General features: G+C 66.7%; 25 protein-coding genes. 17 read left to right on the top strand and 8 right to left on the bottom strand.

Annotated features, from left to right (window positions below):
* Positions 1 to 25: 25 nt before the first annotated feature.
* On the bottom strand, positions 26 to 904 hold the full coding sequence (locus MRBLWO13_RS16375) for an A/G-specific adenine glycosylase (RefSeq protein ID WP_341978456.1): 879 nt from the start codon (positions 902 to 904) through the stop codon (positions 26 to 28).
* A gap of 55 nt (positions 905 to 959) precedes the next feature.
* On the opposite strand from MRBLWO13_RS16375, the gene truB reads away from it, so the two are divergent.
* The 6 genes from truB to MRBLWO13_RS16345 all read left to right on the top strand — a co-directional run bounded on the left by truB (position 960) and on the right by MRBLWO13_RS16345 (position 7,259).
* A complete protein-coding gene (gene truB, locus MRBLWO13_RS16370; protein WP_341975143.1) occupies positions 960 to 1,853 on the top strand; it encodes a tRNA pseudouridine(55) synthase TruB in 894 nt (297 codons plus the stop codon).
* A complete protein-coding gene (locus MRBLWO13_RS16365; RefSeq protein ID WP_341975142.1) occupies positions 1,850 to 2,218 on the top strand; it encodes a hypothetical protein in 369 nt (122 codons plus the stop codon). The genes truB and MRBLWO13_RS16365 overlap by 4 nt, the downstream gene beginning before the upstream one ends.
* An 84-nt stretch (positions 2,219 to 2,302) precedes the next feature.
* A complete protein-coding gene (locus MRBLWO13_RS16360; RefSeq protein WP_341978454.1) occupies positions 2,303 to 2,713 on the top strand; it encodes a hypothetical protein in 411 nt (136 codons plus the stop codon).
* A complete protein-coding gene (locus MRBLWO13_RS16355) occupies positions 2,710 to 3,660 on the top strand; it encodes a bifunctional riboflavin kinase/FAD synthetase (RefSeq protein WP_341978452.1) in 951 nt (316 codons plus the stop codon). Before MRBLWO13_RS16360 ends, MRBLWO13_RS16355 begins: the two co-directional genes overlap by 4 nt.
* 192 nt (positions 3,661 to 3,852) lie before the next feature.
* Entirely contained in the window at positions 3,853 to 6,015 is a 2,163-nt protein-coding gene (locus tag MRBLWO13_RS16350; RefSeq protein WP_341975141.1) for a DEAD/DEAH box helicase, read from the top strand.
* A gap of 215 nt (positions 6,016 to 6,230) precedes the next feature.
* Positions 6,231 to 7,259 carry a 6-phosphofructokinase gene (locus tag MRBLWO13_RS16345; protein ID WP_341975140.1) on the top strand — a complete coding sequence of 343 codons (1,029 nt, stop codon included), beginning with the start codon at positions 6,231 to 6,233 and terminating at the stop codon, positions 7,257 to 7,259.
* A 111-nt stretch (positions 7,260 to 7,370) separates the two neighbouring features.
* Here the strand turns inward: MRBLWO13_RS16345 and MRBLWO13_RS16340 are convergent, their stop codons facing one another.
* Positions 7,371 to 8,204 (bottom strand): DUF559 domain-containing protein, encoded by an 834-nt coding sequence (locus MRBLWO13_RS16340; RefSeq protein ID WP_341975139.1) that lies wholly within the window; start codon positions 8,202 to 8,204, stop codon positions 7,371 to 7,373.
* A 189-nt stretch (positions 8,205 to 8,393) separates the two neighbouring features.
* Positions 8,394 to 10,493, bottom strand: a complete 2,100-nt coding sequence (locus MRBLWO13_RS16335; RefSeq protein WP_341975138.1) for a S9 family peptidase — start codon at positions 10,491 to 10,493, stop codon at positions 8,394 to 8,396.
* A 155-nt stretch (positions 10,494 to 10,648) separates the two neighbouring features.
* On the opposite strand from MRBLWO13_RS16335, the gene MRBLWO13_RS16330 reads away from it, so the two are divergent.
* Together MRBLWO13_RS16330 and MRBLWO13_RS16325 are read left to right on the top strand one after the other, a co-directional pair.
* A complete protein-coding gene (locus MRBLWO13_RS16330; protein WP_341975137.1) occupies positions 10,649 to 12,001 on the top strand; it encodes an inorganic phosphate transporter in 1,353 nt (450 codons plus the stop codon).
* A complete protein-coding gene (locus MRBLWO13_RS16325) occupies positions 11,998 to 12,324 on the top strand; it encodes a peptidase (RefSeq protein ID WP_341975136.1) in 327 nt (108 codons plus the stop codon). The genes MRBLWO13_RS16330 and MRBLWO13_RS16325 overlap by 4 nt, the downstream gene beginning before the upstream one ends.
* Before the next feature lie 21 nt (positions 12,325 to 12,345).
* On the opposite strand, the gene MRBLWO13_RS16320 is transcribed toward MRBLWO13_RS16325, so the two are convergent.
* A complete protein-coding gene (locus MRBLWO13_RS16320; protein ID WP_341975135.1) occupies positions 12,346 to 12,912 on the bottom strand; it encodes a TetR/AcrR family transcriptional regulator in 567 nt (188 codons plus the stop codon).
* 222 nt (positions 12,913 to 13,134) lie between these two features.
* On the opposite strand from MRBLWO13_RS16320, the gene MRBLWO13_RS16315 reads away from it, so the two are divergent.
* Both MRBLWO13_RS16315 and MRBLWO13_RS16310 read left to right on the top strand, forming a co-directional pair.
* A complete protein-coding gene (locus tag MRBLWO13_RS16315) occupies positions 13,135 to 14,070 on the top strand; it encodes a phosphodiesterase (protein WP_341975134.1) in 936 nt (311 codons plus the stop codon).
* A 49-nt stretch (positions 14,071 to 14,119) separates the two neighbouring features.
* Positions 14,120 to 15,580, top strand: a complete 1,461-nt coding sequence (locus MRBLWO13_RS16310) for an aspartate ammonia-lyase (protein ID WP_341975133.1) — start codon at positions 14,120 to 14,122, stop codon at positions 15,578 to 15,580.
* Positions 15,581 to 15,661: 81 nt separating this feature from the next.
* Here the strand turns inward: MRBLWO13_RS16310 and MRBLWO13_RS16305 are convergent, their stop codons facing one another.
* Entirely contained in the window at positions 15,662 to 16,531 is an 870-nt protein-coding gene (locus MRBLWO13_RS16305; protein WP_341975132.1) for a fumarylacetoacetate hydrolase family protein, read from the bottom strand.
* Positions 16,532 to 16,619: 88 nt separating this feature from the next.
* Here MRBLWO13_RS16305 and MRBLWO13_RS16300 point away from each other — a divergent pair, with 88 nt between their 5' ends.
* Entirely contained in the window at positions 16,620 to 17,915 is a 1,296-nt protein-coding gene (locus MRBLWO13_RS16300; RefSeq protein WP_341975131.1) for a PrsW family intramembrane metalloprotease, read from the top strand.
* A 129-nt stretch (positions 17,916 to 18,044) separates the two neighbouring features.
* On the opposite strand, the gene MRBLWO13_RS16295 is transcribed toward MRBLWO13_RS16300, so the two are convergent.
* Together MRBLWO13_RS16295 and MRBLWO13_RS16290 are read right to left on the bottom strand one after the other, a co-directional pair.
* Positions 18,045 to 18,752, bottom strand: a complete 708-nt coding sequence (locus MRBLWO13_RS16295; RefSeq protein ID WP_341975130.1) for a cache domain-containing protein — start codon at positions 18,750 to 18,752, stop codon at positions 18,045 to 18,047.
* A 37-nt stretch (positions 18,753 to 18,789) separates the two neighbouring features.
* On the bottom strand, positions 18,790 to 19,566 hold the full coding sequence (locus tag MRBLWO13_RS16290; protein WP_341975129.1) for a GntR family transcriptional regulator: 777 nt from the start codon (positions 19,564 to 19,566) through the stop codon (positions 18,790 to 18,792).
* Between the two features lie 123 nt (positions 19,567 to 19,689).
* Here MRBLWO13_RS16290 and MRBLWO13_RS16285 point away from each other — a divergent pair, with 123 nt between their 5' ends.
* The 6 genes from MRBLWO13_RS16285 (at position 19,690) to MRBLWO13_RS16260 (ending at position 24,918) form a co-directional block, all read left to right on the top strand.
* A complete protein-coding gene (locus MRBLWO13_RS16285) occupies positions 19,690 to 20,760 on the top strand; it encodes an ABC transporter ATP-binding protein (protein WP_341975128.1) in 1,071 nt (356 codons plus the stop codon).
* A 52-nt stretch (positions 20,761 to 20,812) separates the two neighbouring features.
* Positions 20,813 to 22,006 (top strand): extracellular solute-binding protein, encoded by a 1,194-nt coding sequence (locus MRBLWO13_RS16280; RefSeq protein ID WP_341975127.1) that lies wholly within the window; start codon positions 20,813 to 20,815, stop codon positions 22,004 to 22,006.
* Between the two features lie 85 nt (positions 22,007 to 22,091).
* The gene (locus MRBLWO13_RS16275) at positions 22,092 to 22,919 is read left to right on the top strand and encodes an ABC transporter permease (RefSeq protein ID WP_341975126.1); all 828 of its coding nucleotides are present in this window, start codon (positions 22,092 to 22,094) and stop codon (positions 22,917 to 22,919) included.
* A 7-nt stretch (positions 22,920 to 22,926) separates the two neighbouring features.
* Entirely contained in the window at positions 22,927 to 23,739 is an 813-nt protein-coding gene (locus MRBLWO13_RS16270; RefSeq protein ID WP_341975125.1) for an ABC transporter permease, read from the top strand.
* A gap of 86 nt (positions 23,740 to 23,825) precedes the next feature.
* Positions 23,826 to 24,194 (top strand): FKBP-type peptidyl-prolyl cis-trans isomerase, encoded by a 369-nt coding sequence (locus MRBLWO13_RS16265; RefSeq protein WP_102191873.1) that lies wholly within the window; start codon positions 23,826 to 23,828, stop codon positions 24,192 to 24,194.
* Between the two features lie 169 nt (positions 24,195 to 24,363).
* Positions 24,364 to 24,918, top strand: a complete 555-nt coding sequence (locus tag MRBLWO13_RS16260) for a YceI family protein (protein ID WP_341975124.1) — start codon at positions 24,364 to 24,366, stop codon at positions 24,916 to 24,918.
* A gap of 28 nt (positions 24,919 to 24,946) precedes the next feature.
* Here the strand turns inward: MRBLWO13_RS16260 and MRBLWO13_RS16255 are convergent, their stop codons facing one another.
* Positions 24,947 to 26,239 (bottom strand): MFS transporter, encoded by a 1,293-nt coding sequence (locus MRBLWO13_RS16255; protein ID WP_341975123.1) that lies wholly within the window; start codon positions 26,237 to 26,239, stop codon positions 24,947 to 24,949.
* Positions 26,240 to 26,313 lie beyond the last annotated feature (74 nt).

Raw genomic sequence — 26,313 nt, 5'->3', positions numbered from 1 at the left:
GGAGCGGTCCCGGGCTCCCGGACGATCAGCGCGGGAGCGAGAGCAGATCCTCGGATGCCTCGGCGAGGCCGTCTGCGATGAGCGAGTCGATCGCCCTGTCTCGCTGTCGGAGATCCGGCCAATCGGCGATCACGGACGACAGTGGCACTGCGGACGGCGCCGCTTCGCGCAGCATCCGCAGCACCGCGCCGCGGGCCTGCCGGTCCGAACCCTCATACGTCGCCTGCCGCCGCCGAGTGTCCGGCGTTTCCGGCCGGCCGGCCGCCACCCAGGCGCAGCTGGTGCGAAGTGGGCACCGGTCGCATTTCGGAGCGCGAGCGGTGCACACCGTCGCGCCCAGCTCCATCGCTGCGGCGTTGAACACGCCCGATTCGGCATCCGTCGCCGGCAGCAGGGAATCCATCAGGGCAAGGTCACGACGTGAGGCCGCCGCCGGTTGCGCCTTTCCCTCGATCGCCCTCGCGAGCATTCTGCGTGTGTTGGTGTCGACGACGGGATGCCGGTCGCCGTAGGCGAAGACGGCCACGGCCCTCGCGGTGTAGTCGCCGATTCCGGAGAGAGCGAGCAGAGCATCGACCTCTCGCGGCACGATTCCGTCATGCCGTTCCACGATCTCGATCGCCGCGCGGTGCAGCCACAGTGCGCGGCGCGGATAACCGAGGTTCGCCCACTGCTGCACCACCTCTGACCCCGTGGCGGCAGCCATGGCACGGGGCGTCGGCCAGCGCGTCAACCAGGCGTCCAGATGCGGGATCACCCGGTTGACAGGGGTCTGCTGCAGCATGAACTCGCTGACGAGCGTGCCCCAGGCGCCGAACTGTTCGTGAAACGCAGTGCGGCGCCATGGCAGATCTCGGGCGGTTCGCCGATACCAGGTGGACAGCTCGGCCTGCAGAGCGGGCAGAGACGTCGGATTCGCGGGCACCAGGTCAGCCTATGACGAGAGTTAGGCTGGGAGGATGGTCTCGCCCGGCATCCTCCTCGTCGACAAGCCCGCGGGCATCACCAGCCACGACGCGGTCGCGCGCACGCGCAAGGCCTTCGGCACTCGCAAGGTCGGGCACGCGGGCACACTCGATCCGATGGCGACCGGACTGCTGGTGATCGGGATCGAAGGGGCCACGAGGCTCCTCACCTATATCGTCGGCGCAGATAAGACCTACGAGGCGACGATCCGGCTCGGCCAGACGACCGGTACCGACGACGCGGACGGCGAGATCACCGAGCGCGCCGACGATTCGACCTGGGCCACGGTCACCCCGGCGCGCATCGCAGAGGGGGTCGCGGCGCTGACCGGTGCGATCTCGCAGGTCCCCAGTTCGGTGTCGGCGATCAAGGTCGACGGTCGCCGGGCGTACGACCGGGTTCGTGCAGGGGAGGAGGTCGTCCTCGCCGCACGCGACGTCGTCGTGTCCCGCTTCGACGTCATCGCCGAGCGCAGAGGCTCCGGCACCCTCGACCTCGATGTCGTCGTCGACTGCTCCTCCGGCACCTACATCCGTTCGCTGGCGCGCGATCTCGGCGCTGCACTGGGCGTCGGCGGTCACCTCACGGCGTTGCGCCGCACTCGAGTAGGCGCCTTCGACGTCGCGGATGCCGTCGCCATCGAAGATCTGGCCGGAGCATCGACGCTCACCCCCGCCGATGCTGCCGCGCGCATCCTCGAGGCGCTCCCGGTGAGCGCGGATGACGCCCGGGATCTGCGCCACGGCAAACGGCTCGCCGGTCAGGCCGCACGGCTCACGGGCGCACTCGCAGCGGCCATCGATCCGGATGGAGCGCTCGTCGGCATCGTCGAGAAGCGCGGCGCCGACCTCAAGAGCGCCATGAACATGCCGGACGTCGCGTCGTGATCCTCTGGTTCACCGTCGCGCAGATCGCGGTCGCCGTCGCGGCCGGAGTGTTCTGCCTCGTTCTCGGTCTCGTCGGTCGCCGTCCCAGCGACTTCTCGGTCGGGTCTCTCGCTCTCGTCGAGATCCTCCTCGTCGCACAGGTGGTCATCGCGATCGTCGCGCCCCTGGCAGGCAATCCGCCCACCGGTGATCTGCTCGAGTACTGGGTCTATCTCGTCTCCGCCGTGCTGCTGCCGATCGGCGCGGTCCTGTGGGCGCTGATGGAGCGCAGCCGCTGGAGCACCGTGATCCTCGGCGTCGCAGGCCTGGCCATCGCGATCATGCTCTGGCGGATGCAGGTCATCTGGACGATCCAGATCGCCTGACCTCTGGCGAGGACGCGGAGACCAGTCCTTCTCTGCGCACCTAGGATGGAATGCGCTATGAGCTCCTCCGTTCCCGCCCCTCGGATGACCGGTATCGGCCGTGTCCTCGTGATCGTCTACGCCGTGATGGCGCTCGCCGCGACCGGGCGGAGCGTCGTGCAGATCATCCGCCGTTTCGACGAGGCGCCGCTGGCCTACACACTGTCCGCCGTGGCGGCCGTCGTGTACATCCTGGCGACTCTCGCGCTGGTGCTCGCCGGACGAAGCGGCTGGTACGCCGTGGCCTGGGTGGCAATCGTGTTCGAGCTCACGGGTGTGCTCGTCGTCGGGACGCTCAGCCTGCTGATGCCGGCGCTCTTCCAGCACGAGACCGTCTGGTCGATGTTCGGTGTCGGTTACCTGTTCATCCCGTTGGTTCTCCCGGTGTTCGGGATCTGGTGGTTGCGCACGCACCGACCAGTATCGTCGCCGCAGCTCTCGGGGGTGGCGGCGTGATCGTCTTCCGTGACCCCGCTCAGATTCCCGCCGACTTCGGTCGCTCCGTCGTGGCGATCGGGAAGTTCGACGGCGTGCACGCCGGTCACCGCGCGGTCATCCGTCGACTGAAGGAGGAGGCTGCGGCATCCGGTGCGCGCGCTGTCGCCGTCACCTTCGACCGCAATCCGCTCGCCGTGCTGCGCCCTGATCGCTGTCCTGAGAACGTGGTCACGGTCGAGCGCAAGCTCGAGTTGCTCGGCGAGCTCGACCTCGATGCGACGCTTCTGCTCACATTCGACGAGGCCATGGCTGCGCGAAGCGCCGAGGCGTTCGTCGCCGACATCCTGGTCGCAGCGCTCCGGGTGTCGACGGTGCTCGTCGGCGAGGACTTCCGGTTCGGTCGCGGCGGGGCGGGAGACCCCGAACTCCTTCGCACGCTCGGCCCGCAGCACGGCTTCACGGTCGATGTCGTCGACGACGTCTATCTGCCCGGATCCGAGCGTCGGGTGTCGTCGACGTGGATCCGTGAGCTGCTCATCGAAGGAGACGTCGCGACGGCGACGCGCGTCCTCGGCCGCAATGTCGATGTGCGCGGCGAGGTCGTGCACGGACTGAAGCGGGGGCGAGAACTCGGATTCCCGACTGCGAATCTTTCGACGATCGTCGACGCCTTCGTGCCGGCGGATGGCGTGTACGCGGGCTGGCTCGTCGACCACGACAGCGGGATCCGCCACCGGGCTGCGATCTCGGTCGGGACGAACCCCACCTTCGACGACGTCCTCGTTCGTCAGGTGGAGGCGCACGTCCTCGGCGAGACCGATCTCGATCTGTACGGCCACGACGTGAGCGTCGAGTTCGTCCAGCGCCTGCGGGGGATGGTCGCGTTCGAAGGCATCGACAAGCTCAAGGCGCAGATGGCGTCCGATGTCGCCGAGGCCGAAGTGCTGCTCGCCCGCCAGCCGTGATTCGGCTCGTCGCTCGGCAGTGGACGGCGATTCTGGCGTAGACTGTCGATCGTTCCCGGCGAACCTCGCACGTCACTCGTGCGTCGGCGGGAATGAGGTCTACTGTTCGTACGGTCCTGGCACACGCCACACGCGGACATCGAGAACGGCTCAGGCGCCCCGGGCGCCTCGGCATTCACGCTCAGGAGGAGCATGCCGACTACGGCAACTGCCGCCACGCGGCGCAAGAAGACATCCCGTCGCGACGACGACGCCCCCCTCATCCCGATCCTCGCGCGCAAAGTGCGCGAGATCGAAGCGAAGTCGCAGCGCGGCAAGCTGGGTCCGACGAACCGGGTGAAGTTCCAGGTGATCGCGTTCCTGGTGCGCGAGGAGCGGGCCAGGGTGAAGGCCGATGCCGAGCTCGGCGATCCCGCACGCGCAGAACTGCTCAAGCGGCTCGACGGCGTCGCGACCATCCTCGCCAAGACCGCAGCGCGGGACACGTCCCTCATCCAGCTGCTCGAGGCTGATCAGGCGACATCGCCGGTTGCGAAGCGGATGCGGCGCGACTGGCTCCTCGAATCCGGAGCCGAGCTCGCTCCGGAAGAGCTCATCATCGTCGACATCGCCCCTGTGCAGGCGCCCGTCGTGCCGGCGGGGATCGCCGAGCGCCAGGTCACACCGCTCTCCGTCGAAGCGCGTCAGCTCGCCAACCCGTTCCTCGAGCCCGACCTCACGCCACGGGCGACGAGCACTCCGCGCCGCCGCCTCGACGGCTGGGAGTTGATGGGGCCGCTCTACAAGTCGTTCGAGACCGGAGCCGGCGGAGCCGTGGCGAGCATGGATCTGCCGCCGGCACCCGAGTTCGACCACCTGTCGCCCAAGGGCCTCGAGATCATGGTGCACCAGTCCCGCTTCCTCGAAGAGGTGCGAGCGGGCCACCGCAGCTTCCTCCTCGCGGACGAGCCAGGACTCGGCAAGACCGCGCAGTCCGCACTCGCCGCATCCGTCGCCGGGGCCTACCCGTTGCTCGCGGTCGTCCCGAACGTCGTGAAGATGAACTGGGCGCGCGAAGTGGAGCGCTGGACACCGCAGCGTCGCGCCACCGTCATCCAAGGTGACGGCGACGACATCGATGCCTTCGCGGACGTCTTCATCGTGAACTACGAGATCCTCGACCGGCACATGTCCTGGCTGGGCTCGCTCGGACTGCGGGGCATGGTCGTCGATGAGGCGCACTTCATCAAGAACCTGTCGTCGCAGCGCTCGCAGAACGTCTTGGCGCTGGCCTCCCGTGTCCGCGAGCGCACGCCCGGCGGCAACCCGCTGATGCTGGCGCTCACCGGAACGCCGCTGATCAATGACGTCGAGGACTTCGACGCGATCTGGCGGTTCCTCGGTTGGACCACCGGTGAGAAGCCGGGTCCGGAGCTCATGGAGAAGCTGGACGCGACCGGCCTCACTCCCGCGGACAAGGCCTTCTACCCGGAGGCTCGCGAGGCCGTGATCTCGATGGGCATCGTCCGCCGCAAGAAGAAGGACGTCGCGGCCGACCTGCCGGACAAGCTCATCGCAGACCTCCCCGTGCAGCTGGACGACGAGTTCGGGCGCAGCATCCGTCAGGCGGAGCGCGAACTGGGGGAGCGGCTGGCTGCGAAGTACCGCCGCATCATCGAAGCGCGCACCTCGTCCGCATCGAAGAGCCTGTGGACCGGTACTCCTGGCGAGATCGACGAAGACATCGTCCGCCTGGTTGCACACAACGAGCTCGAGGAGTCGAAGGCCGCAGGTACCGGCGGCGACAACGTCTTCACGATGGTGCGCCGAATCGGTCAGGCCAAGGCTCAGCTCGCCGCCGATTATGCAGCACAGCTGCAGCGCTCGGTCGGCAAGGTCGTGTTCTTCGCGAAGCACATCGACGTGATGGATCGAGCCGAGGCGCACTTCGCCTCGGTGGGCATCCGCTCAGTGTCGATCCGAGGCGATCAGACGTCCACTGCGCGCCAGCAGGCGATCGACGACTTCAACGGCGATCCCGCCGTCGGCATCGCCGTCTGCTCGCTCACCGCGGCAGGCGTCGGCCTCAATCTGCAGGCAGCATCGAACGTCGTGCTCGCTGAGCTCAGCTGGACGGCCGCCGAACAGACGCAGGCGATCGACCGGGTGCACCGCATCGGGCAGGACGAGCCCGTCACCGCCTGGCGCATCATCGCCGCGCACACGATCGACACCAAGATCGCGGAGCTCATCGATCAGAAGCAAGGGCTGGCAGCGCGTGCGCTCGACGGCGAGGCCGTGGATGACGCGGCTGCCGAGCCGGTGCAGCTCGCTGCGCTCATGCACCTGCTGCGTCAGGCGCTCGGCGCCTCCTGAAATACACCTCAATCCGCCCGTTAAGAAGCACGCTTCTTAACGGGCGGACGGCTTCGAAAAATCCCCTTCGAGGGAAGATCGGCGATTCGGTCGATCTTGGCCGGCAAGATCCGGGGTTTTCGCGCGTCTCGAATGGCGCCTGATGGCGCTTCGGCACTAGTGTCGAGGCAGGCAGCGTCGCCTTTCCCCCTTTCCCGAAGTCAGAAGGCAGCAGCATGAAGATCGGCATCCTGACGAGCGGCGGCGACTGCCCCGGACTCAACGCGGTCATCCGCGGCATCGTTCTCAAGGGCACGACGACGTACGACATCGAGTTCGTCGGCATCCGGAACGGCTGGCGCGGTGTTGTGGACGGTGACTTCTTCCCGCTCACGCGACACGAGGTGAAGGGGCTCTCCAAGGCCGGCGGCACGATTCTGGGCACCAGCCGCACCAACCCCTACGAGGGTGCGCGCGGCGGCGCCGAGAACATCGCGAAGACCCTGTACGGCCACAAGATCGACGGCATCGTCGCGATCGGCGGAGAGGGCACTCTGGCCGCCGCCGATCGTCTGTCGAAGGACGGCATCAACGTGCTCGGGGTCCCGAAGACCATCGACAACGATCTGCAGGCCACGGACTACTCGTTCGGCTTCGACACCGCGGTCAACATCGCAACCGATGCCATGGACCGCCTGCGCACCACCGGCGACTCGCACCAGCGGTGCATGGTCGCCGAGGTGATGGGACGTCATGTCGGCTGGATCGCGTTGCACGCTGGAATGGCCGCAGGCGCTCATGTGATCTGCATCCCCGAGGTCCCGATGTCGATCGATGAGATCGCCGCTCTGGTCACCAGCGCGTTCGACCGCGGCAGGGCTCCGCTCGTCGTGGTGTCCGAGGGCTTCACCCTCACCGGCATGGACGAGGCATACAGCGATAAGGGACTGGACGCCTTCAACCGCCCGCGCCTCGGCGGCATCAGCGAGATCCTCGCCCCCGAGATCGAGCGCATCACCGGCATCGAGACCCGCTCCACCGTGCTCGGCCACATCCAGCGCGGCGGTTCGCCGTCGGCGTTCGATCGAGTGCTCGCGACTCGGCTCGGCTTGCACGCGGCAGATGCGCTGGTCGAGGAGTCCTGGGGTCAGATGGTGGCCATGCGTGGCACCGACATCGTCCGTGTGCCGTTCGCCGAGGCTCTCGGTGAGCTGAACACCGTCTCCCGCGCCCGTTACGACGAGGCCGCGGCGCTCTTCGGCTGATCCTGGCCCCGACGCCGGCTGAGATCAGGACGAAGTCCCCAGATCAGGACGTTTCCCGCAGATTCTTCCTGATCTGGGGCGGTCTTCCTGATCTCAGGCGGACGGACACCGTCAGGCCGCGCGGTGAAGCCCCTGTGCGATCGCCGCGCGGATGACGTTCTGGACCAAGTCCGGCTGGAAAAGCACCTGGTAGTAGTCGAAGCGCACGACGGTATAGCCGCGTAGGCGCAAGCGGACGTCGGCTTCGATGTCACGACGGCGATCGGCCGGGCTGCTGTGGTGCGCGAAACCATCGAGCTGAACGACCAGGCGATCGCCGATCAGCGCATCGATCGAGTGCCCGTCGATCCATACCTGCTGTTGAACGGCGACGCCGATCGCGCGCATCAGGTCCACGAAGTGGGTCTCCAGTCCCGAGTCGGACAGCTTTGTGCAGAGGGCGGCGATGTGGTTCGCGCGTTCACTGTGCCATTCAATGCGCTCGAGCACCGCGGCGTCGACGAACTTCTTGTTGAGCGCCGATTCCCAGATCGCCAGGGCGGCAGCCAGTTCTTGGCATCGCGCTACATGGTGGAGCACATTGATCAGCGGATCGACGACTGCGCGCGCAGCAGCGGGCGCAGGGCCCGTCGACCAATGCACACGCAGTCCCTCGGTCTTGATCCGGGCCGCGCTAGGCGATACGGCGACGTGGACGCCAGAGTGCGCGGGGACCCAAAGCCCGAGTTTCCGGGCGGCGCTCACGCACGTCAGTCGCCCGCCGATGCCGATCGCGGCCAGGATCGCCGAATCACACTCACGGAGCGCGATCCAGGACCGCCGGAATCGCAGCATCCGCCCCGATCGGACTCCCGCCGCTATCGCATGCTTGCTGAACCCAGCAGCGTATATGTCTGACGAGTGCGCGGCGCCATCGTGAGCGCGGAGCCATTCCTCGAGGAGCATCCGTACACTCTCCGCGTACTCGCGGTTCCGCGGGGCTGAACCGGCGGGATGTGCATCAAATTAGCCCGACAGTCGTCTGTGGAGGAGAAGTCGCCGCAGCCCGAGATCAGGACAATGTCCCGAGATCAGGACGATTCCTGCTGAATCGTCCTGATCTCGGGCGGAACTCCTGATCTCAGCAGCCCGGGGTCAGGCCTCCGCCAAGCCGAGGGTGTCGAGCAGCCAGGCCAGCTCGAACGCCCTTTCCTTCCAGGAGTTGTAGCGCCCGCTGACGCCGCCGTGCCCGGCGACCATCTCGCACTTCAGGAGAACATCGGACGCACCCGCTTCGCGCAGCGCCGCCACCCATTTCGCCGGCTCGACGTAGAGCACCCGCGTGTCGTTGAGAGATGTCACGGCCAGGATGCGCGGGTACGTCGCGTCAGATCGCACGTTCTCGTACGGCGTGTACGACCTCATGTACTCGTAGACGTCGGCATCGTGCAGCGGGTCGCCCCACTCGTCCCATTCGATGACGGTGAGGGGGAGCGAGGGGTCGAGGATCGAGGTCAGCGCGTCGACGAAGGGGACGGATGCCAGGATGCCGACGAACTTGTCCGGTGCGAGGTTCGCGACCGCGCCCATGAGGAGACCCCCGGCGCTGCCGCCCTCGGCGACCATGCGGTCCGCGGAGGTGACTCCTGCGGCGATCAGATGTTCGGCGCAGGTGACGAAGTCCGTGAACGTGTTGCGCTTGGACAGCTTCTTGCCGTCTTCGTACCACTGCCGGCCCATCTCGCCACCGCCGCGCACGTGCGCCACCGCGAAGATCACGCCGCGGTCGAGTTCGGAGAGGCGCGCCACCGAGAACCCAGGATCGATCGAGTGCTCGTACGACCCGTAGCCGTAGAGGTGCAGCGGTCGAAGTTCGGCGCCCGGCTCACCGAACGAGCGCTTCCAGACCAGGGAGATGGGCACCCGGGTGCCGTCGGATGCCACCGCCCATTCGCGTTTCTGCCCGTACTCGGCCGCGTCATACCCGCCGAGCACCGGCTGCTGCTTGCGCAGCACCAGTTCGCGGGTGGCGAGGTCCAGGTCGTACACCGTGCCCGGCGTCACGAACGAGGCGTAGCCGAGACGGAGGAACGGCGAGTGCCACTCGGGGTTCCCGCTGACGCCGGCCGAGTACAGCGGTTCGTCGAAGGAGAGTTCGTCCACGGCATCCGTCGCGTAGTCGAGCAGGCCGACGCGCTCCAACCCCTCGCTGCGGTACTCCACCGTCGCGAAATCACGGAACGCGTCCATGCCGAGCAGACGCCGACCGGCCTCGTGCGCGACGATGACGCGCCGCTCGCCTTGCGGGTCGGATGCCGGCACCGAGACGAGCTCGAAGTCGAGGGCGTCGTCGTTGTGCAGGATGAACAGGCGGTCGTCGCCGTCGACGACGGCGTGCTCGAGCGAGTACTCGACTCCCTCGCGGCGCGGCCACACCAGTCGGGGCTCGGCGGTGATCGGACCGCGCAGATCGACGAGATGCTCTTCGCTGGTGATGCTGGAGCCCACGGCGATCACGAGATAGCGCCGGCTGCGCGTGATGCCTGCACCCAGCCAGAACCGCTCGTCGGGCTCGTGGAACAGCTTCACATCGTCGTCGACCGCTGTGCCGATGCGGTGCAGCCAGAGTGTGTCGGGCCGCCAGGAATCGTCGAGCGTCGTGTACAGGATGCCGTCGCCGGCAGGCGTGAAGAAAGCGCCGCCGGTGTTCGGGATCTCATCGGCCAGCAGTTCGCCGGTGACGAGGTCGCGCACGTGGACCGTGTAGCGCTCGTCGCCTTCGAAGTCGGTGGACCAGAGCAACCGGGTGGCGTCGTCCGAGACGGCGAAGGACCCCAGGGCGAAGAACTCATGTCCCTCCGCCTCGACGTTGCCGTCGAGCAGCACCTCCTCGCCGGGCACGGGTACCCCGGGCTCCAGCAGTGGGGGAGTCCAGTCGTCGGGTGCGGCTGCCGCGCGGCACTGGATGCCGTACTGGGCGCCTTCCTCGGTGCGGCCGTAGTACCACCAGTCTCCGCGTCGGGTGGGCACGGAGAGATCGGTCTCCAGTACACGGCCCTTGATCTCCTGGAACAGCGTCTCGCGGAGGTCTGCCAGGTGTGCGGTTTCGGCATCCGTGTGGGCGTTCTCCGCCTCGAGGTGTGCAGTCACCTCGGACGACTCCTTCTCGCGCAACCATTCGTACGGATCCTCGAAGGTGTGGCCGTGGTGGGTTCGAATGTGCGAGCGGCGGTCTGCGATCGGAGCGTTGGTCACCGCTCCACGCTATCCCAGGTCGAGTTGACCGGCATCGGGGAGGGTGGGAGGATCTACCGGGGCCGGTTAACGGAAGGCAAACCCACGGTGAACTCTTCGTTCATCACGTCGATCACGTCGACACCCTTCTTCTTCGAATCGACCGAAAGTGAACGGTGGAAACCGCAGCCCTCATCGTCGTGCTTGTCATTGCACTTGCACTCTTCTTCGACTTCACGAACGGCTTCCACGACACCGCGAACGCGATGGCCACGCCCATCGCGACCGGTGCTCTCAAGCCGAGAACGGCAGTCCTTCTCGCCGCCGTCCTCAACCTCGTCGGCGCATTCCTATCGACCGAGGTCGCCAAGACCGTCTCCGGCGGGATCGTCCGCGAGGACGCGATCCGCGAGATGGGCGCCGAGGTGTTCCTGCCGCTGATCTTCGCCGGACTCATCGGCGCGATCACGTGGAACATGCTCACCTGGCTGCTCGGCCTGCCGTCGAGCTCTTCGCACGCACTGTTCGGCGGCCTCATCGGCGCGACCCTCGTCGGGGTCGGATTCACGGGAATCGACTTCGGCATCGTGCTGTCGAAGATCATCCTGCCGGCGCTCATCGCGCCGCTCACGGCGGGACTCATCGCCTTCATCGCCACGAAGATCGCGTACTCGATCACGCGGCGCTACGACGGCAAGCCTGACGGTCGCGACGGCTTCCGCTGGGGGCAGATCTTCACGTCGTCCCTCGTCGCCCTCGCGCACGGCACGAACGACGCGCAGAAGACGATGGGCATCATCACACTCGCGCTCATCACGATCGGGTGGCAGTCCGACGAGCATCATGAGCCGGAATTCTGGGTCATCGTCGCGTGTGCCTTCACGATCGCCCTCGGCACCTATCTCGGCGGCTGGCGGATTATCCGCACACTCGGCAAGGGGCTGACCGACGTCAAGCCTGCGCAGGGCTTCGCCGCGGAGAGCTCGACGGCCGCGACCATCCTCGCCTCCAGCGCCCTCGGCTTCGCACTGTCGACGACGCAGGTCGCGTCCGGCTCCGTCATCGGTTCGGGGCTCGGCCGCCGCGGCTCCACCGTCCGCTGGCGGACCGCCGGACGCATCGGGATCGGCTGGCTGCTCACGCTCCCGGCTGCCGGAGCGGTCGGGGCGATGGCCGCGCTGCTGGTGCAGTGGCTGGGCAACTGGGGTGTTGCGATCGACGCCGTGATCGCGGTCGCCATCATCATCGGCCTCTTCCTGCGCTCCCGTCGCAACGTGGTCACCCACGCGAACGCGATGAGCGATGTGGCCGAGTCGGGTATGGCCGTCGACCTTCCCGATGCCCCGCCGCCGACTCGTCGACAGCAGAGCCTCGAGCGGGCCAAGGCCGAGGCCAAGGCCAGGGCGCACGCCAGGGAGAAGGCGAAGTCGGCAGCGAAGAAGGCCAAGGCCGCCGCGCGATCGGACGCCCGTGCGGCGTCACCGGCTGAAACGGACACGGCCGACGGTACGAACGAGGAGTCGAAGTGATCAACTGGTTCGCCTTCATCCAGGTGTTCGCGGCCGCGCTCATCGGCGCCGCGGCGATCGTCACCTTCTACGCAGTGGGACTGCGCCTCCTGGTGCGCAGCGGGCACGCGCCGGTCGTGAGTCCGGCCGAGTTCACAGACGCGATCACCGTGATCTCTGAGAAAGAGCTCAAGCGCGCCGCGAAGCAGGCGGCGAAGGCCGCCAAGAAGAGCCCGCTCACGGATGGGCAGAAACGTCTGTCGCTCGTCGGTGCTTACGGATGCTTCGCCCTGTGCGCCGTCGCCGTGGTCACCGGCATCCTGATCATCGTCCTCGGGCACTGAGCGACGGTCAGTCTGCGGCGTTCAGCCGAGGAGCCCCGCGACGAGGTCATCGATCACATCGTCGGTCGATGTCTCAGGATCGATCGGCGTCGTCAAACGGTCGAGCAGGAGCCCGTCGATCGCATAGTGGAACAGCGCGATCTCCCGCCGCCCGCCGGGGAGGCCTGCCTGTGCATTGAAATCGACGTCGGCATCCAGACCCGATCGCTGCCAGGCGCCCAGCACAGCAGCCAGCTCCGGACGTCGGCTGCTTTCCAAGCGGAGCTCGAACAACGCAAGCGTCACGTCGCGATCGTCGCTCAGCCGACGCACGATGTCGCGGAGGTAGTCCGCGAACAGTGCTCGGCTCGGAACGGATGACGCGCGCGCGGCGAGATCCTCCGGGGTCGGCGCCAGCCGCTCGCCGATGCGTTCGACCAGCCCCTCGATGAGGGCGTCCCTGGTGCGGAAATAGTTCGATGTCGTCCCGGTGGGCACGCCGGCTTCGAGGTCGACCGCGCGATGGGTGAGTCCGCGGGAGCCGTCGTGCGCGAGCACCCGGAGGCCGGCATCCGTGATCGTGCGGCGTCTCGCCTCGTTCTTTGCCATGAGCTCACCCTAGCGCAACCACTACAGGTGCTGTAATCTCTTCATTCTTCGGTGATGGCATCCCCCTGTTCGGGACCCGTCCGTACCACCCCGCGCAGTTCGAGGAGGTGAGTACGACGGTGTTCGGTTCAGGGGTCGTGTTCTCGGAATACGCTCGTCGACACGAGGCGTGATTCCGGAGGCGGCGAGGCGATCGTCCGTCTCGCCGCCTAGGCTGATGCCATGTCTGCGCCCTCCGCCAGCGAGCACGTCTTCGGTCGTCACGAGCCGGCATCCCACGTGATCATCCACGTCAGCGACCCGCACTATCTCGCAGGGGGAGTCCGCCTCGCCGGACGGTACGACGTCGAGGCGAATTTCGCACGGACGCTCGAAGCGATCCGGGTCGTGCATCCGAATCCGGCCGCGATCGTGATCACCGGTGACCTCGCCGACCTGGGAGAGCCCGAGGCGTATCGACGGCTGCGCGATGCTGTCGAACCGGTCGCCGCCGAGCTCGGCGCGGTCGTCGTGTGGGTTGCAGGGAACCATGACGAACGCCCGGCACTTCGGGAGGGGCTGCTCGATCTCGCTCCCACCGAAGAACCCGTCACCGGCGTCTGGGATCTCGATGGGCTGCGGCTGATCGCCCTGGACACCAGTGTGCCCGGATGGCACCATGGCGACCTCGACGGCGGGCAACGGGCGTGGCTCGCCGAGCAGCTCCGTCAGCCTGCCCCGCACGGCACGCTGCTCGCGATGCACCACCCGCCGCTGCCGAGCCACATCCCGCTCTTCGACATCCTCGAACTCCAGCATCAGGATGAACTGGCAGAGGTGATCCGCGGCAGTGATGTCCGCGGCATCCTCGCGGGGCATCTCCACTACTCCGCACACGGCACCTTCGCGGGCGTTCCGGTGAGCGTGGCGTCCGCCACCTGTTACACGATGAACGTCGCGCTGCCGGCATCCGCGGTCAACGGAATGGATGCCGCGCAGTCGTTCCAGTTGGTGCACGTGCACCCGGACACGATCACGCACACCGTGGTGCCGGTGACGGATGCTCCCACCGGTGACTACTTCTCCGAGGCGTGGCTCGAGCAGATGTCCGGGCTGACGCCGGCCGAGCGCCTCGAAGCGTTCGCCCGCAAGACCCACTCGCGGAGCGACGTAGAATAGAAGCATCCCCCGAATTCCTCTCACCCGCCACCACCCACAAGGATGTGACATGGCTTCTGCCGCGCCTGCCCTGACCCGCACCGAGACCGATTCCCTCGGGAGCATGGAGATCCCCGTCGACGCGTACTGGGGCATTCACACCGCCCGCGCCGACGCGAACTTCCCGATCACCAAGCGCCCCATCTCGGTCTACCCCGACCTGGTGAGGGCCCTCGCGATGGTCAAGCAGGCCAGCGCGCGCGCGAACAGGGAGATCGGCGTCCTCGACGCGGAGCGGGCAGATCTCATCGACCGGGCAGCGCAGCGCGTCATCGACGGCGAGTTCCACGATCAGTTCACCGTCGGCGTGATTCAGGGCGGTGCCGGGACTTCGACGAACATGAACGCGAACGAGGTCATCACCAACATCGCGCTCGAGATGGCCGGACGCGAGAAGGGCGACTACGCCTTCCTGTCGCCGATCGACCACACCAACCGCAGTCAGTCGACCAACGACGTGTACCCGACGGCCGTGAAGATCGGCCTGTCGCTGACGCTGCAGTCGCTGCTGGACGAACTCGACCTCCTCCGACGCTCCTTCCTCGGGAAGGCCGTGGAGTTCCACGACGTTCTCAAGGTGGGCCGCACCCAGCTGCAGGACGCCGTGCCGATGACGCTCGGCCAGGAGTTCCACGGCTTCGCGACCACCCTCGGCGAGGACCACAGCCGCCTCGGCGAGAACGCGTCGCTGATGTTCGAGATCAACATGGGCGCGACCGCCATCGGCACGGGCATCACCACGCACGTGGACTACGCGCCCGTCGTGCTCAAGCACCTCCGCGAGATCAGCGGCCTCGACCTCGAGACAGCCACCGACCTCGTCGAGTCGACGAGCGACACAGGCTCGTTCATGTCCTTCTCCTCGTCGCTGAAGCGCAATGCGGTCAAGCTGTCCAAGATCTGCAACGACCTGCGACTGCTCTCCTCAGGCCCCCAGGCAGGTCTCGGCGAGATCAACCTGCCGGCGAGGCAGGCAGGATCCAGCATCATGCCAGGCAAGGTGAACCCGGTCATCCCGGAGGTCGTCAACCAGGTGGCGTTCGCGGTGGTCGGTGCCGACATGACCGTGACCATGGCGGTCGAGGGCGGTCAGCTGCAGCTCAACGCCTTCGAACCCGTCATCGCGCACTCGATCTTCCAGTCGATCACCTGGATGCGTCAGGCGATGTGGACGCTGCGCGTCAACTGCGTCGACGGCATCACCGCCAACCGCGACCGTCTCGGCGCGATGGTCGGTGCATCGGTCGGCGTCATCACCGCCCTGACGCCGTTCATCGGATACGCGGCCTCGGCGGCACTCGCCAAGGCGGCACTGCTGACGAATCGCAACGTCGCCGACCTCGTCGTCGAAGCAGGGCTCATGTCGCGCGAAGAGGTCATCAAGCAGCTTTCGCCCGCCCGACTCTCCGGACTCGAAGCGGTGACGGCGGCGATCCCGATCATCGCTGCCGAGGATCTCACCGAGATCTGAGTGGCCCGATGACGAAGGGCGGATGCTGCAGCGTGCAGCATCCGCCCTCTGTCGTTTCCGCCTCGGAGTGCGTCGAAGCTCTCAGCCGAGAATGCGGCAGTGCGTTGTGAGCTCGCCGATGCCGTCGATGCCCACGGTGACCGTCGAGCGATCACGGAGGAAGATCTGCGGATCGCGCGAGTAGCCGGCGCCTCCGGGGCTGCCGGTGGAGATCAAGGTGCCAGGCAGCAGTGTGAGCGACTGGGACAAGTGTGCGATCAACGTCGCCACCGAGCGGACCATCTGACCGGTGGAGGCATCCTGCACGGTGTGGCCGTCGACGATCGTCCAGATATGCAGATCCTGCGGGTCGGCGACCTCGTCTGCGGTGACCACGAACGGGCCGGTCGGAGTGAAGCCGTCGAACGACTTGCATCGCGACCACTGCGCCTCGGAGAACTGGATGTCGCGGGCGGTGATGTCGTTGACGACCGTATAACCCCAGACGTACGACAGCGCCCGGTCCGCGGACACATCCTTGGCCGGTGTGCCGATGAGCACGCCGAGTTCGGCCTCGTAGTCGACTGATTCGCTCAGGGACCGCGGCCAGGACGTCGTCTGTTCGTGACCGGTCAGCGAGTTCGGCCACAGGGTGAAGACCGTCGGCGCGCTGTCGGTCTTCAGGCCGAGTTCGCTGGAGTGCGCGGCATAGTTCAGCCCGACGGCGAGCACGGCCGGGGGAGCGAGCACGGCAGATGCATAACCGAAGTCGCCGAGCGGATGCCGCGGAGCGGTGCTCGAGCCCAGAGCGCTCCTGATCGCGTCGAGCGCGTCAGCACCGCCCTCGATGAGCTCCTGCAGGGTCGCAGGTGCGTCGGGGATCAGATCGGAGACGAGGATGGCATCGGCGTCTTCCACCACTGCAAGAGCAATGTGAGAGGAATCGGCACGGCGCAGATGAGCGAACCGCATACCTCTACGCTACCGGTGACGAGCACGAACTTCCTGGAGGACTTCGCCAGACCGCGGGCGCAATGCTTGTTCCCCATATGCTTTGGCTATGAGTTCCGGAGGACCGTCCCAGCCGCAGCAGCCGCCGTCGTACACACCGCCGCCGGCGCAACCGGCAGCAGCGCAGTACTCTGCGCAGCAGTATGCGCAGTCGCCGTACTTGCCGCCGAGGTCTCCGCAGCCGGAGTACGGATCGGCACTCGCGCAGCCGACGCACTATGCACCTCCGGCGCCCGCCGCCCCGTCTCCGGCGCCGTCCCTGCCGAGCCTGCCGGTCCCGGCGAGGAAAGGCCGCACGGTCTCGATCTGGCTCTTCGGTGCACTCGGCTTTCTGCTGATCGCCCTGATCGGCTATTTCGTCTGGGCGCTTGGTGCGCTGGCATCCGGTATCGGGATGGTGCTCGCGCTCATTCCGCTGACGATCGTCTTCCTCGGGGTGCGGTTGATCGACCGCTGGGAGCCGGAGCCGAAGCGCATCCTGTTCTTCGCCGTCGCCTGGGGCGCGATCGCCGCCATCGGGCTCACTCTGCTCTTCGATCTCGGACTGACCCTTCTCTTCGGCCAGCGATCCGACGCCGTGGCTGCCGTCATCCAGGCTCCGATCGTCGAGGAGTTCTGGAAGGGCCTCGGCGTCCTCCTCATCTACTTGACCGCGCGCCGTGCCTTCGACGGCCCGGTCGACGGCGTCGTCTACGGGGCTCTGGTCGGCGCAGGGTTCGCGTTCACCGAGAACATCCAGTACTTCGCGATCAGCCTGATCGAGGGCGGCGGCGAGCAGCTCACGGTGACGTTCGTGATGCGCGCGCTGCTGTCGCCGTTCGCCCACGCGATGTTCACCGCGCTCACCGGCTTCGCGATCGGTCTGGCCGCGCGGCGGCATGCTCCGGTGGGCGCGGCGCTCGGCGCCGGCCTGCTCGGAATGCTCGGCGCCATCCTGCTGCACGGTTTCTGGAACGGCTCGGCGACCTTCGCCGACTTCTTCGGCCTGTACTTCACCCTGCAGGTGCCGCTGTTCATCGGCTTCATCCTCGGGATCATCGCGCTGCGACGGGAGGAATCCCGGCTGACGCGGATGCGGCTGGGGGAGTACGCGGCTGCCGGATGGTTCACCCCGGAAGAGGTGACCATGCTCGCGACCCCTGCCGGACGCAAGACCGGATTGCAGTGGGCGGCTTCTCTGCGCGGCGATCGCCGCCCGTTGATGCGCGAGTTCATCAAGGATTCAGCGGCGCTTGCCGCTGTCCGTCAGCGGGCGATCAGCGGACGCGACCCGCTCGCCGCAGAGGACGAACGTGCGCTGCTCATCCGCACCCGTGCGACGAGGGCGGCGCTGCTCGCGTACTGAGAGCTTGTCGTAGCAAGACTCAGCGCCCGGTGCTGCGGCGATGCCTGCATGACGCCCGGGCGCTGAGTTGATCTGTAAACAGGGTGCACCCGCGTGATCGGGGTGTCAAGAGAGATCCGGAATTCCCCCTCAGATCTCTTCGACGATGACGTCGAGCGCGACGCCTTCGCAGGCGATACGAGGCAGCCCCTCGAGTCGGCTGCCGCGGATGGAATCTCCGGTGGCGCATCTCGGGTCTGTGGAGACGACGACCCGGCCGACGCCGTTCGTCAGCGTCACTTCGTGCCCGAGCGCGGTGAACCTCGGTGTGAGTTCGCGCTCGACGGCGGAGACGAGCAGATCGAGGCCGGCCACCCCGATGCGGGTGCCGTTCACCTCGGCGGGCGCCGCGATGGTGATCGTGTACTCGTCGCTGCAGAGATAGTCGACGTAGGGACCGGCGACGTGAGGGTCGCCGGTCGACATCGGCACCCGATACCACTCGAGGGCGCTGTAGTCGATGTTCTCCTTGTTCACCGATTGTGATGCGAGAACCAGCTGCTTGCGCTCCGCACCCTGCCACCAGGCGAGATGACTGCGCGCATCCGAGAGCAGGTCGATCGCGGCGATGAACCCGGCACCGTACACCGGCACGCCGGGGAGGTCCAGCGTCTCCAGAGCATACGGCCGCACCAGTGCGTCGACTTTCGCCCTGGTGAGAGGGCCACTGCGCTCGACGGCAGCGAGCTGTTCGGCCAGTGGTGTGACCCAACCGAGCAGTGCGCGGATCGGCGAGGAGAAGTACTCCCGCACGATCGTTGCCGCTGCGTCGATCGCAGTGGGGGTTTTCGTACTCATCACGTCCTCCTGTGCACGTCGATGGTGGGCATGTGGTTCAGCTGATCCGCGTCTGCAGTTCGATGAGCGCGTCGATCGTTTCGGTCACCATGAGCTCCGTCTGCCTGCCGGCCGCTTCCGCGTCCGCCTTCTCCACAGCATCGATCACCGCGAGGAGGTGGGCCGCCTGGCGGCGATGATCCTCGACTTCGTGCGCGACGAGTCGGAGGTAGGGGGAGAGCTCGGCCTGCAGCTTCATCTGCTCACGGGTCAATCGCGCCGATTGACTCAGCGCGACGAGTTCGATCTGCACGTCGTCGAGCAGCCGGCGCTGCTGTTCCGGGTCGAGGTCGGCGAGCCGCTCCATCCGTCGCCGCACCTGCTGGGTCTCCGAGGTGTCAGCGCGCCGCGCTGCCAGGCGCACGCACGCGCCGGTGATCGCGGCGTAATGAGCGCCGAGGTCGCGCAGAGCGAGTCGGGATGAGGTACGCAGGGCTTCGCGTGCGAAGGAGAGCGGGTCGGCGTGCTCGGCGACGAAGCTGCCCCCGTTGCGTCCGCGTTTGGTGATGACGAGTCCGCGGCCGCGCAGCGCGAGCAGCGCCTCGCGCACGGTCACCGGGGCGACGCCCAGGCTCTTGGAGAGGTCTGCTTCCGAGGGGAGCCGTTCTCCCGCGCGCAGATGGCCGCGCGTGATCGCGTCGACCAGGCGTCGTTCGACGAGCTCGGCCCGGCCCTCGTCTCCGATCGGTTGGAACAGGGCGCCCTGCAGCCGGTGCGGATGCTGAGTGGTGGCGGGACGCGCCTCGGAATCCTGTGCCGTACGCGACATCGCCATCGATTCCATTCTGCGATTCTCCACCTTCCGCGGTGAACGGCGAAAACTGCCTCTTGAAATATTACCTCTGGGTTTATATGTTTAATCCACCTTCACGTTCGATGATGACCAGAGGAGAGCGAGATGATCGCTACGGCCCCCGCCACTGCGGCAGTCGACGACGACCGTGCCGCGCCGGGAAGTGTGACGCTGAGCGGTGTCACCAAGTCCTTCGGCGAGTTCACAGCCGTCCGCGACCTCGATCTCGATGTCGCCTCCGGCGAGTTCCTCTCGATGCTCGGCCCGTCAGGCTCCGGGAAGACCACGGTGCTGCGGATGATCGCCGGCTTCGAGGAAGCGACGAGCGGCAGCATCCGCCTGTCCGGTGTCGATGTCACCAGGACGCCACCGCACGCCCGCCAGGTGAACACCGTGTTCCAGGACTACGCGCTGTTCCCGCATCTGACGATCGCCGAGAACGTCGGTTACGGGTTGCGCGTTCGCGGCGAAGGACGCCGAGAGCGCGCAGGTCGCGTGCACGAATCCCTCGAGCAAGTGCGGCTCGACCACGTCGCCGATCGCCTGCCTCACCAGCTCTCCGGTGGTCAGCGACAGCGGATCGCCCTCGCGCGGGCGCTCATCCTGCGTCCCCAGGTGCTGCTGCTCGACGAGCCGCTCGGAGCCCTCGACAAGCAGCTCCGCGAGCAGATGCAGATCGAACTGAAGCAGATCCAGCGGGAGGTGGGCATCACCTTCATCTTCGTCACCCATGACCAGGAGGAGGCGCTCACGCTGAGCGACCGCGTCGCCGTGTTCAACAACGGACGGATCGAACAGGTCGGCACGGCTCGCGAGGTGTACGAATACCCGCAGACCGAGTTCGTCGCCCGCTTCCTCGGTCTCTCCAACCTCATCGGCGGTGAACTCGCCGAGGATCTCACCGGTGACCGTCGGACGATGAGCATCCGTCCGGAGCGCGTGCGTCTGACGGCGCGCGACGAACCACTCGGCGATGGTGACGTCTCACTGACCGGCACGGTCCGCGAGGTCGTCTACACCGGCCCGGCCACCCGCTATCTGGTCACGGCCGACGCCGGAGTCGACATCATCGCCGAGCAGCCCAATGCCCACCACCCCACGTCCGGAGCGGCTTTCGGCCGCGGGGATCTCGTTCGAGCCGCATGGACCCCTGAGCATGCGGCCCGGCTTCCCTGAAGCAACCGGCACCACTGAAAACCCTGCAGCACTGATCACAAAGGAGCGATCCATGCGTCACAAGATCCTGGCCACCACCGCAATGGCGGCCGTCGCCGTCCTCACGCTCTCCGCCTGTTCTGGCGGGGGTGAAAAGCCGTCCACCGAAGGCAACGGTGAACTCCAGATCGAGGTACCCGACATCCCCATGCTCGGCGAACTCGGCGAGAACGAGAGCGACGTCAACATCGTCGCCTGGAGCGGCTTCGTCGAACCGGCCTGGAGCGACGAGTTCACGAAGGAAACCGGATGCACGGTCAATCGCCGCGTCGCCGGCACCAGCGACGAGATGGTGCAGCTCATGCGCACCGGCGATTACGACCTCGTGTCCGCATCGGGCGACGCGAGCCTGCGCCTGATCGCAGGCGGCGACGTGCAGCCTCTCAACCTCGAGCTGATCCCGAGCTTCGGCGACGACATCGTCGAAGGGATGAAGGGGCAGATCTACGACACGATCAACGGCAAGTCGTACGGCATCCCGATCGGTCGCGGCGCCAACATCCTCCAGTACAACAGCGATGTCGTCACTGAGGAGCCAACGAGCTGGGATGTCGCCTGGGAGAAGGACAGCCCGTACGCCGGTCAGGTCATCGCGTACGACGCTCCGATCTACATCGCGGATGCCGCGGTCTATCTGATGGCGCACGAGCCTGATCTCGGCATCGAGAACCCGTATGCGCTCGACGAGAAGCAGCTCGCCGCGGCCGTCGAGCTGCTCAAGCAGCAGAACGAGATCGTCTCCGAATACTGGTCGGACCCCGCCGCGCAGATCACGTCGTTCGCCGGTGGCACCACCGTGCTCGGCACGTCGTGGGAGGTGCTGCGCAAGCTCACCGAAGACGACAAGTTCAAGAGCGTGCTGCCCGAGGAGGGCTCGACGGGCTGGTCGGATGCCTGGATGCTGGCGACCGAGGCCAAGAACCCGAACTGCGCCTATGCGTGGATGGACTACGCCTCCACTCCGGAGGTGAACGGTGCCATTGCGATGAACTTCGGCATGGCACCGGCCAACGCCGCATTCTGCGAGACGAGCGACGAGGCCAAGGTGCACTGCGAGTACTACAACGCCACGAACGAGGAGTACTTCGAGAAGGTGTGGTTCTGGACCACCCCGATCGAGCAGTGCATCGACGGTCGCCCCGCTGACGAGGCCACCTGCACCAACTTCCAGCAGTGGACGGATGCCTGGCTCTCGGTCAAGGGCTGAGAGACGACGAATCCAACGCGCCCTGGGCGGGACTCCGGTCCCGCCCAGGGACGGAAGCTTCCGCAACGACGACGACGGGATCGACATGACGCGGCGCACACGCATCGCCGGCCTCCTGGCCCTCCCGATGACCTGGCTCATCGGGATCTACATCTTCTCGCTGGTGATGCTGCTGGTGACCGCCTTCTGGGTGACGGATCCATTCACCTCGAAAGTGAAACCCGGGTTCACGCTGCGCAACTTCGAGCAGCTCTTCATCAACCCGGCCTACCTCTCGACATCGGTCCGAACACTCGGCATCGCCCTGGGCGTGACCGTGCTGTCGATCCTCATCGCGGTGCCGCTCGGCATCTTCATGGCTAAAGTGGCCGCGCCGTGGCTGCGGGCCCTGCTGGCGGTGGCGATCACCCTGCCCCTCTGGGCGGGATATCTGGTGAAGGTGCTGGCGATGCGCATCACGTTCACGAAGGAGGGGTTCTTCAACTGGATGCTCGCACCGTTCGGTATCGAAGGGCCCGGCTTCACGCTCGGGACGGTCGTCCTCACGCTGACGTACCTGTGGCTTCCGTACATGGCGGTCCCGGTGTACACCGCGATCCGGCAGCTGCCGCCGAACCTGTTCGATGCCTCCGCCGACCTCGGCGCAGGCTCCTGGCGCACGATCACGACCGTCGTGCTTCCGCTGATCAAGCCCGCGATCATCGCCGGCTCCGTGTTCACGTTCTCGCTCAGCCTCGGCGACTATCTCGTCGCACGATTCGTCGGCGGCGACACCCAGATGATCGGCAGTGTCATCGCCTCGAACATCAACCTGAATCCGCCACTCGCCGCGGCGTACTCGCTCGTCCCGATCGCGTTCGTCGTCATCTACCTGGTGAGCGTTCAGCGCACCGGTGCTCTCGAAAGGATGTGAGCGGCTCATGCTGAGACTGTCCCGCACTTCCAAAGCGATCCTCGGGGTCCTCGTCGCGGTCATCCTCGCCTTCATGTACATCCCGCTGGGACTGGTGGTCCTCAACTCATTCAACGCGGCGCGGATCGTCAGCTGGCCGGTCACCGGCTTCTCCTTGGAGTGGTGGGGGAAGGCGTTCTCGAGCGAGCCGGTGCGGATCGCTCTGCTCAATTCCGTCCTGGTCGCGAGCGGGGCGACGGTGATCGCGGTGATCCTCGGCACGCTCGTCGCCTTCGCGCTGCAGCGATATTCCTTCTTCGGCCAGCGGGCGGTGAACCTGCTGGTGGTCCTGCCGATCGCCCTCCCAGGGATCGTCACAGGCGTCGCGCTGAACAACACCTACAACCGGATGCTCGAGCCCATCGGCATCCAGGTCGGCTTCTACGGGATGATCATCGCGCACGGCACCTTCTGCATCGTGATGGTGTTCAACAACGTCCTCGCTCGACTGCGTCGGCTGAATCCGAGTATCGAGGAGGCATCCCAGGACCTCGGCGCCACACCGTGGCAGACGTTCCGGATGGTCACCTTCCCGCAGTTCCGCAGCGCCCTGATCGCGGGGGCGATCCTCGCCTTCGCGCTCAGCTTCGACGAGGTGTACGTGACGATCTTCACGGCTCCGCCGGGAGTCGACACATTGCCGCTGTGGATCATGAACCAGATGGCGCGTCCGAATGAGGCCAACACGGTCAACGTGGTCGCGACGATCGTGATCCTCGCCTCGTTCATCCCGGTGTGGGTGTCCCAGCGGCTCGGGCGCGACATCACGGATCGCGGATGATGCGCCCGAGCTGAGCCGGCCCGTGCGTTCGCGCTCAGCGGATCATCTGCGTTGACCCGGCGGGGACGCTCGGGTTGGATGGAGTCATGACTGATCGCACAAAGCCCGAGTTCGACGCTCCCACCGGCCCCGCTCCCACGGAACTGGTGGTCCGGGACCTCATCGAAGGCGACGGCGCTGAGGCGAAGCCCGGCGACACCGTGACCGTCCACTACGCGGGTGTCGAGTTCGACTCCGGCGAAGAGTTCGACTCCTCCTGGGGGCGTGGCGAGACCATCCAGTTCCCGCTGCGCGGTCTGATCCAGGGCTGGCAGGACGGCATCCCCGGGATGAAGGTCGGCGGACGCCGTGAACTGGTCATCCCGCCGCAGCTGGCATACGGTCCGGCCGGCGGAGGTCACTTCCTCTCCGGAAAGACGCTGATCTTCATCATCGACCTCGTCGCTGTCGGCTGATCACCCCTTTTTCCAGAAGACGCCCCGATCTGATGATCGGGGCGTCTTCTGCATTCGGGGCCAATTTCACATTCATCGGAATACATTCATGTGAATGTGAGTTGTCTCCTCTGATGCCGCAGAAGCGGCCCCTGCCGCAGCAGCGGTCCACGTCCCCAGAGGAGCAACCATGACCAGCATCGACATCCCCGGCTACCGTCCAGGCACCTGGGTCCTCGACCCCGCGCACAGCGAGGTCACGTTCAGCGTCCGCCACATGATGATCTCGAAGGTGCGCGGCACCTTCGGCATCAAGAACGCGACCCTGGTGGCGCCCGAGAACCCGCTCGAGGCGAAGGTCGAGGCGAGCGTCGACGTCACCTCCATCGACACCAAGGACTCCGGTCGCGACACGCACCTTCGCTCGGCGGACTTCTTCGACACCGAGAACTTCCCGACCATGGAGTTCGTCTCCACCGGCGCCCGCGTCGAGGGCGGCGACTTCTTCGTCGACGGCGACCTCTCGATCCGCGGCGTCACGAAGCCGGTGAGCTTCGAATTCGATTTCGGTGGATTCGGCACCGACCCTTACGGCAATTACAAGGCCGGCGCCTCGGCGGTGACCACGATCAACCGCGAGGATTTCGGTCTGACCTGGAACGCCGCGTTGGAGACCGGCGGAGTCCTCGTCGGCAAGGAGATCACCATCAGCCTCGACCTGCAGGGCGCTCTCGAGCAGAGCTGACGCCCTCGGCCGTCTGAACCCCGGGTCCTCAGGGCTCGGGGTTCAGTGCGTCGTAGCCGCGGAAACGCGGGTTCGTCCTGGCAAGCATCGCTACGAGTGCGATGACCAGGAATCCGCCCAGCAGTGGGGGGAACCACAGCGACGTCGCCGTGGCGAGAACCCCGGCGTAGAGGGCTCCGACGCGAGGTCCACCGGCGACCACGATGATGAAGACACCCTGCAGGCGGCCGCGCATCGCGTCGGGGACCGCGGCCTGCATCATCGTGTTGCGGTAGATCGAGCTGACGTTGTCTGCGGCGCCCGAGAGTGCGAGCGCGATGCACGCGCACACGATGAGGATGATGTTCGGCGAGGTCTCGGATGTGCCGGGCGTGAACGCGCCGATCAGCAGCACTACTCCGAACAGGGCGATCGTTGCGCCGTAGGCCTGAATCGCACGGGTGATGCCGCGGCCATGCCAGCGGTACTGCACCACGCGGCCCGAGAACAGGCTGGACGTGAACGTCCCGACGGCGACCGCTGCCGTCAGGATTCCCGTCGTGACGGCCCCTCCGCCCAGCAGCAGCGTACCGAGGGCGGGGAAGAGGGCGAGCGGCTGCCCGAAGGTCATCGCGATGATGTCGAGCAGGTACTGCATCCGGATGTTGCCGGCTCGGCGCAGAAACCGCCACCCGTCGACAAGGGATGCCAGCCCTGGGCGCACGGTCTCGCCCTCCGGGCGCAGCGCCGGCAGGGCCCATAGGCCGAGGAACATCGACGTCATCAGGATGACGTCGATCGTGTACGTCCACCCGAAGCCGGTGAGCGCGACGAGCAGCCCCGCGAGTGCAGGGCCCGCCATCACCGTGATGCCGAAGGAGATTCCGTTCAGAGCGGATGCGGCGGCCAGCTGGTCGAGGGGGATGAGTCGCGGCACGATGGCGGTTCGGGTGGCGAAGCCGACCGAGTTCGTCGCGGCGATGATCATGCTGAGTGCGTACAGCCACCAGATGGTCTCGGCGCCGGCCCAGGTGAGCGCCGCCAGAAGTGCCGTGGCGCAGAAGGCGATCGATGCGGCGATCAGCGCGACTTTGCGTCGGTCGAACGCGTCAGCCAGCATCCCTCCGTAGAGGCCAGCCACGACCATCGGCACCAGTCCGGCGACGGCGATCATCGAGACCGCCAAGGTGCTGCCGGTGAGATCGAACACGTGCAGCATCACGGTGACGATCGTGAGCTGGCCGCCGATGCCGGTCAGCAACGAGCCGACCCACATCCGGGCGAAGGCCGGGGAGGCCCGCAGGGGAGTGAGGTCGATGAGATGCCCGCGGGAGAACTGCACCTGAAGAGGCTATCGGCCCGTGTGCAGAGGCAGGCGCCGCTGCTGGTAGACTCTTCAGGTTGCCGTTTGATCGG

The organism is Microbacterium sp. LWO13-1.2, from assembly GCF_038397725.1.
Taxonomy (GTDB): domain Bacteria; phylum Actinomycetota; class Actinomycetes; order Actinomycetales; family Microbacteriaceae; genus Microbacterium.
This window is presented reverse-complemented; position numbering and strand designations above follow the sequence as displayed.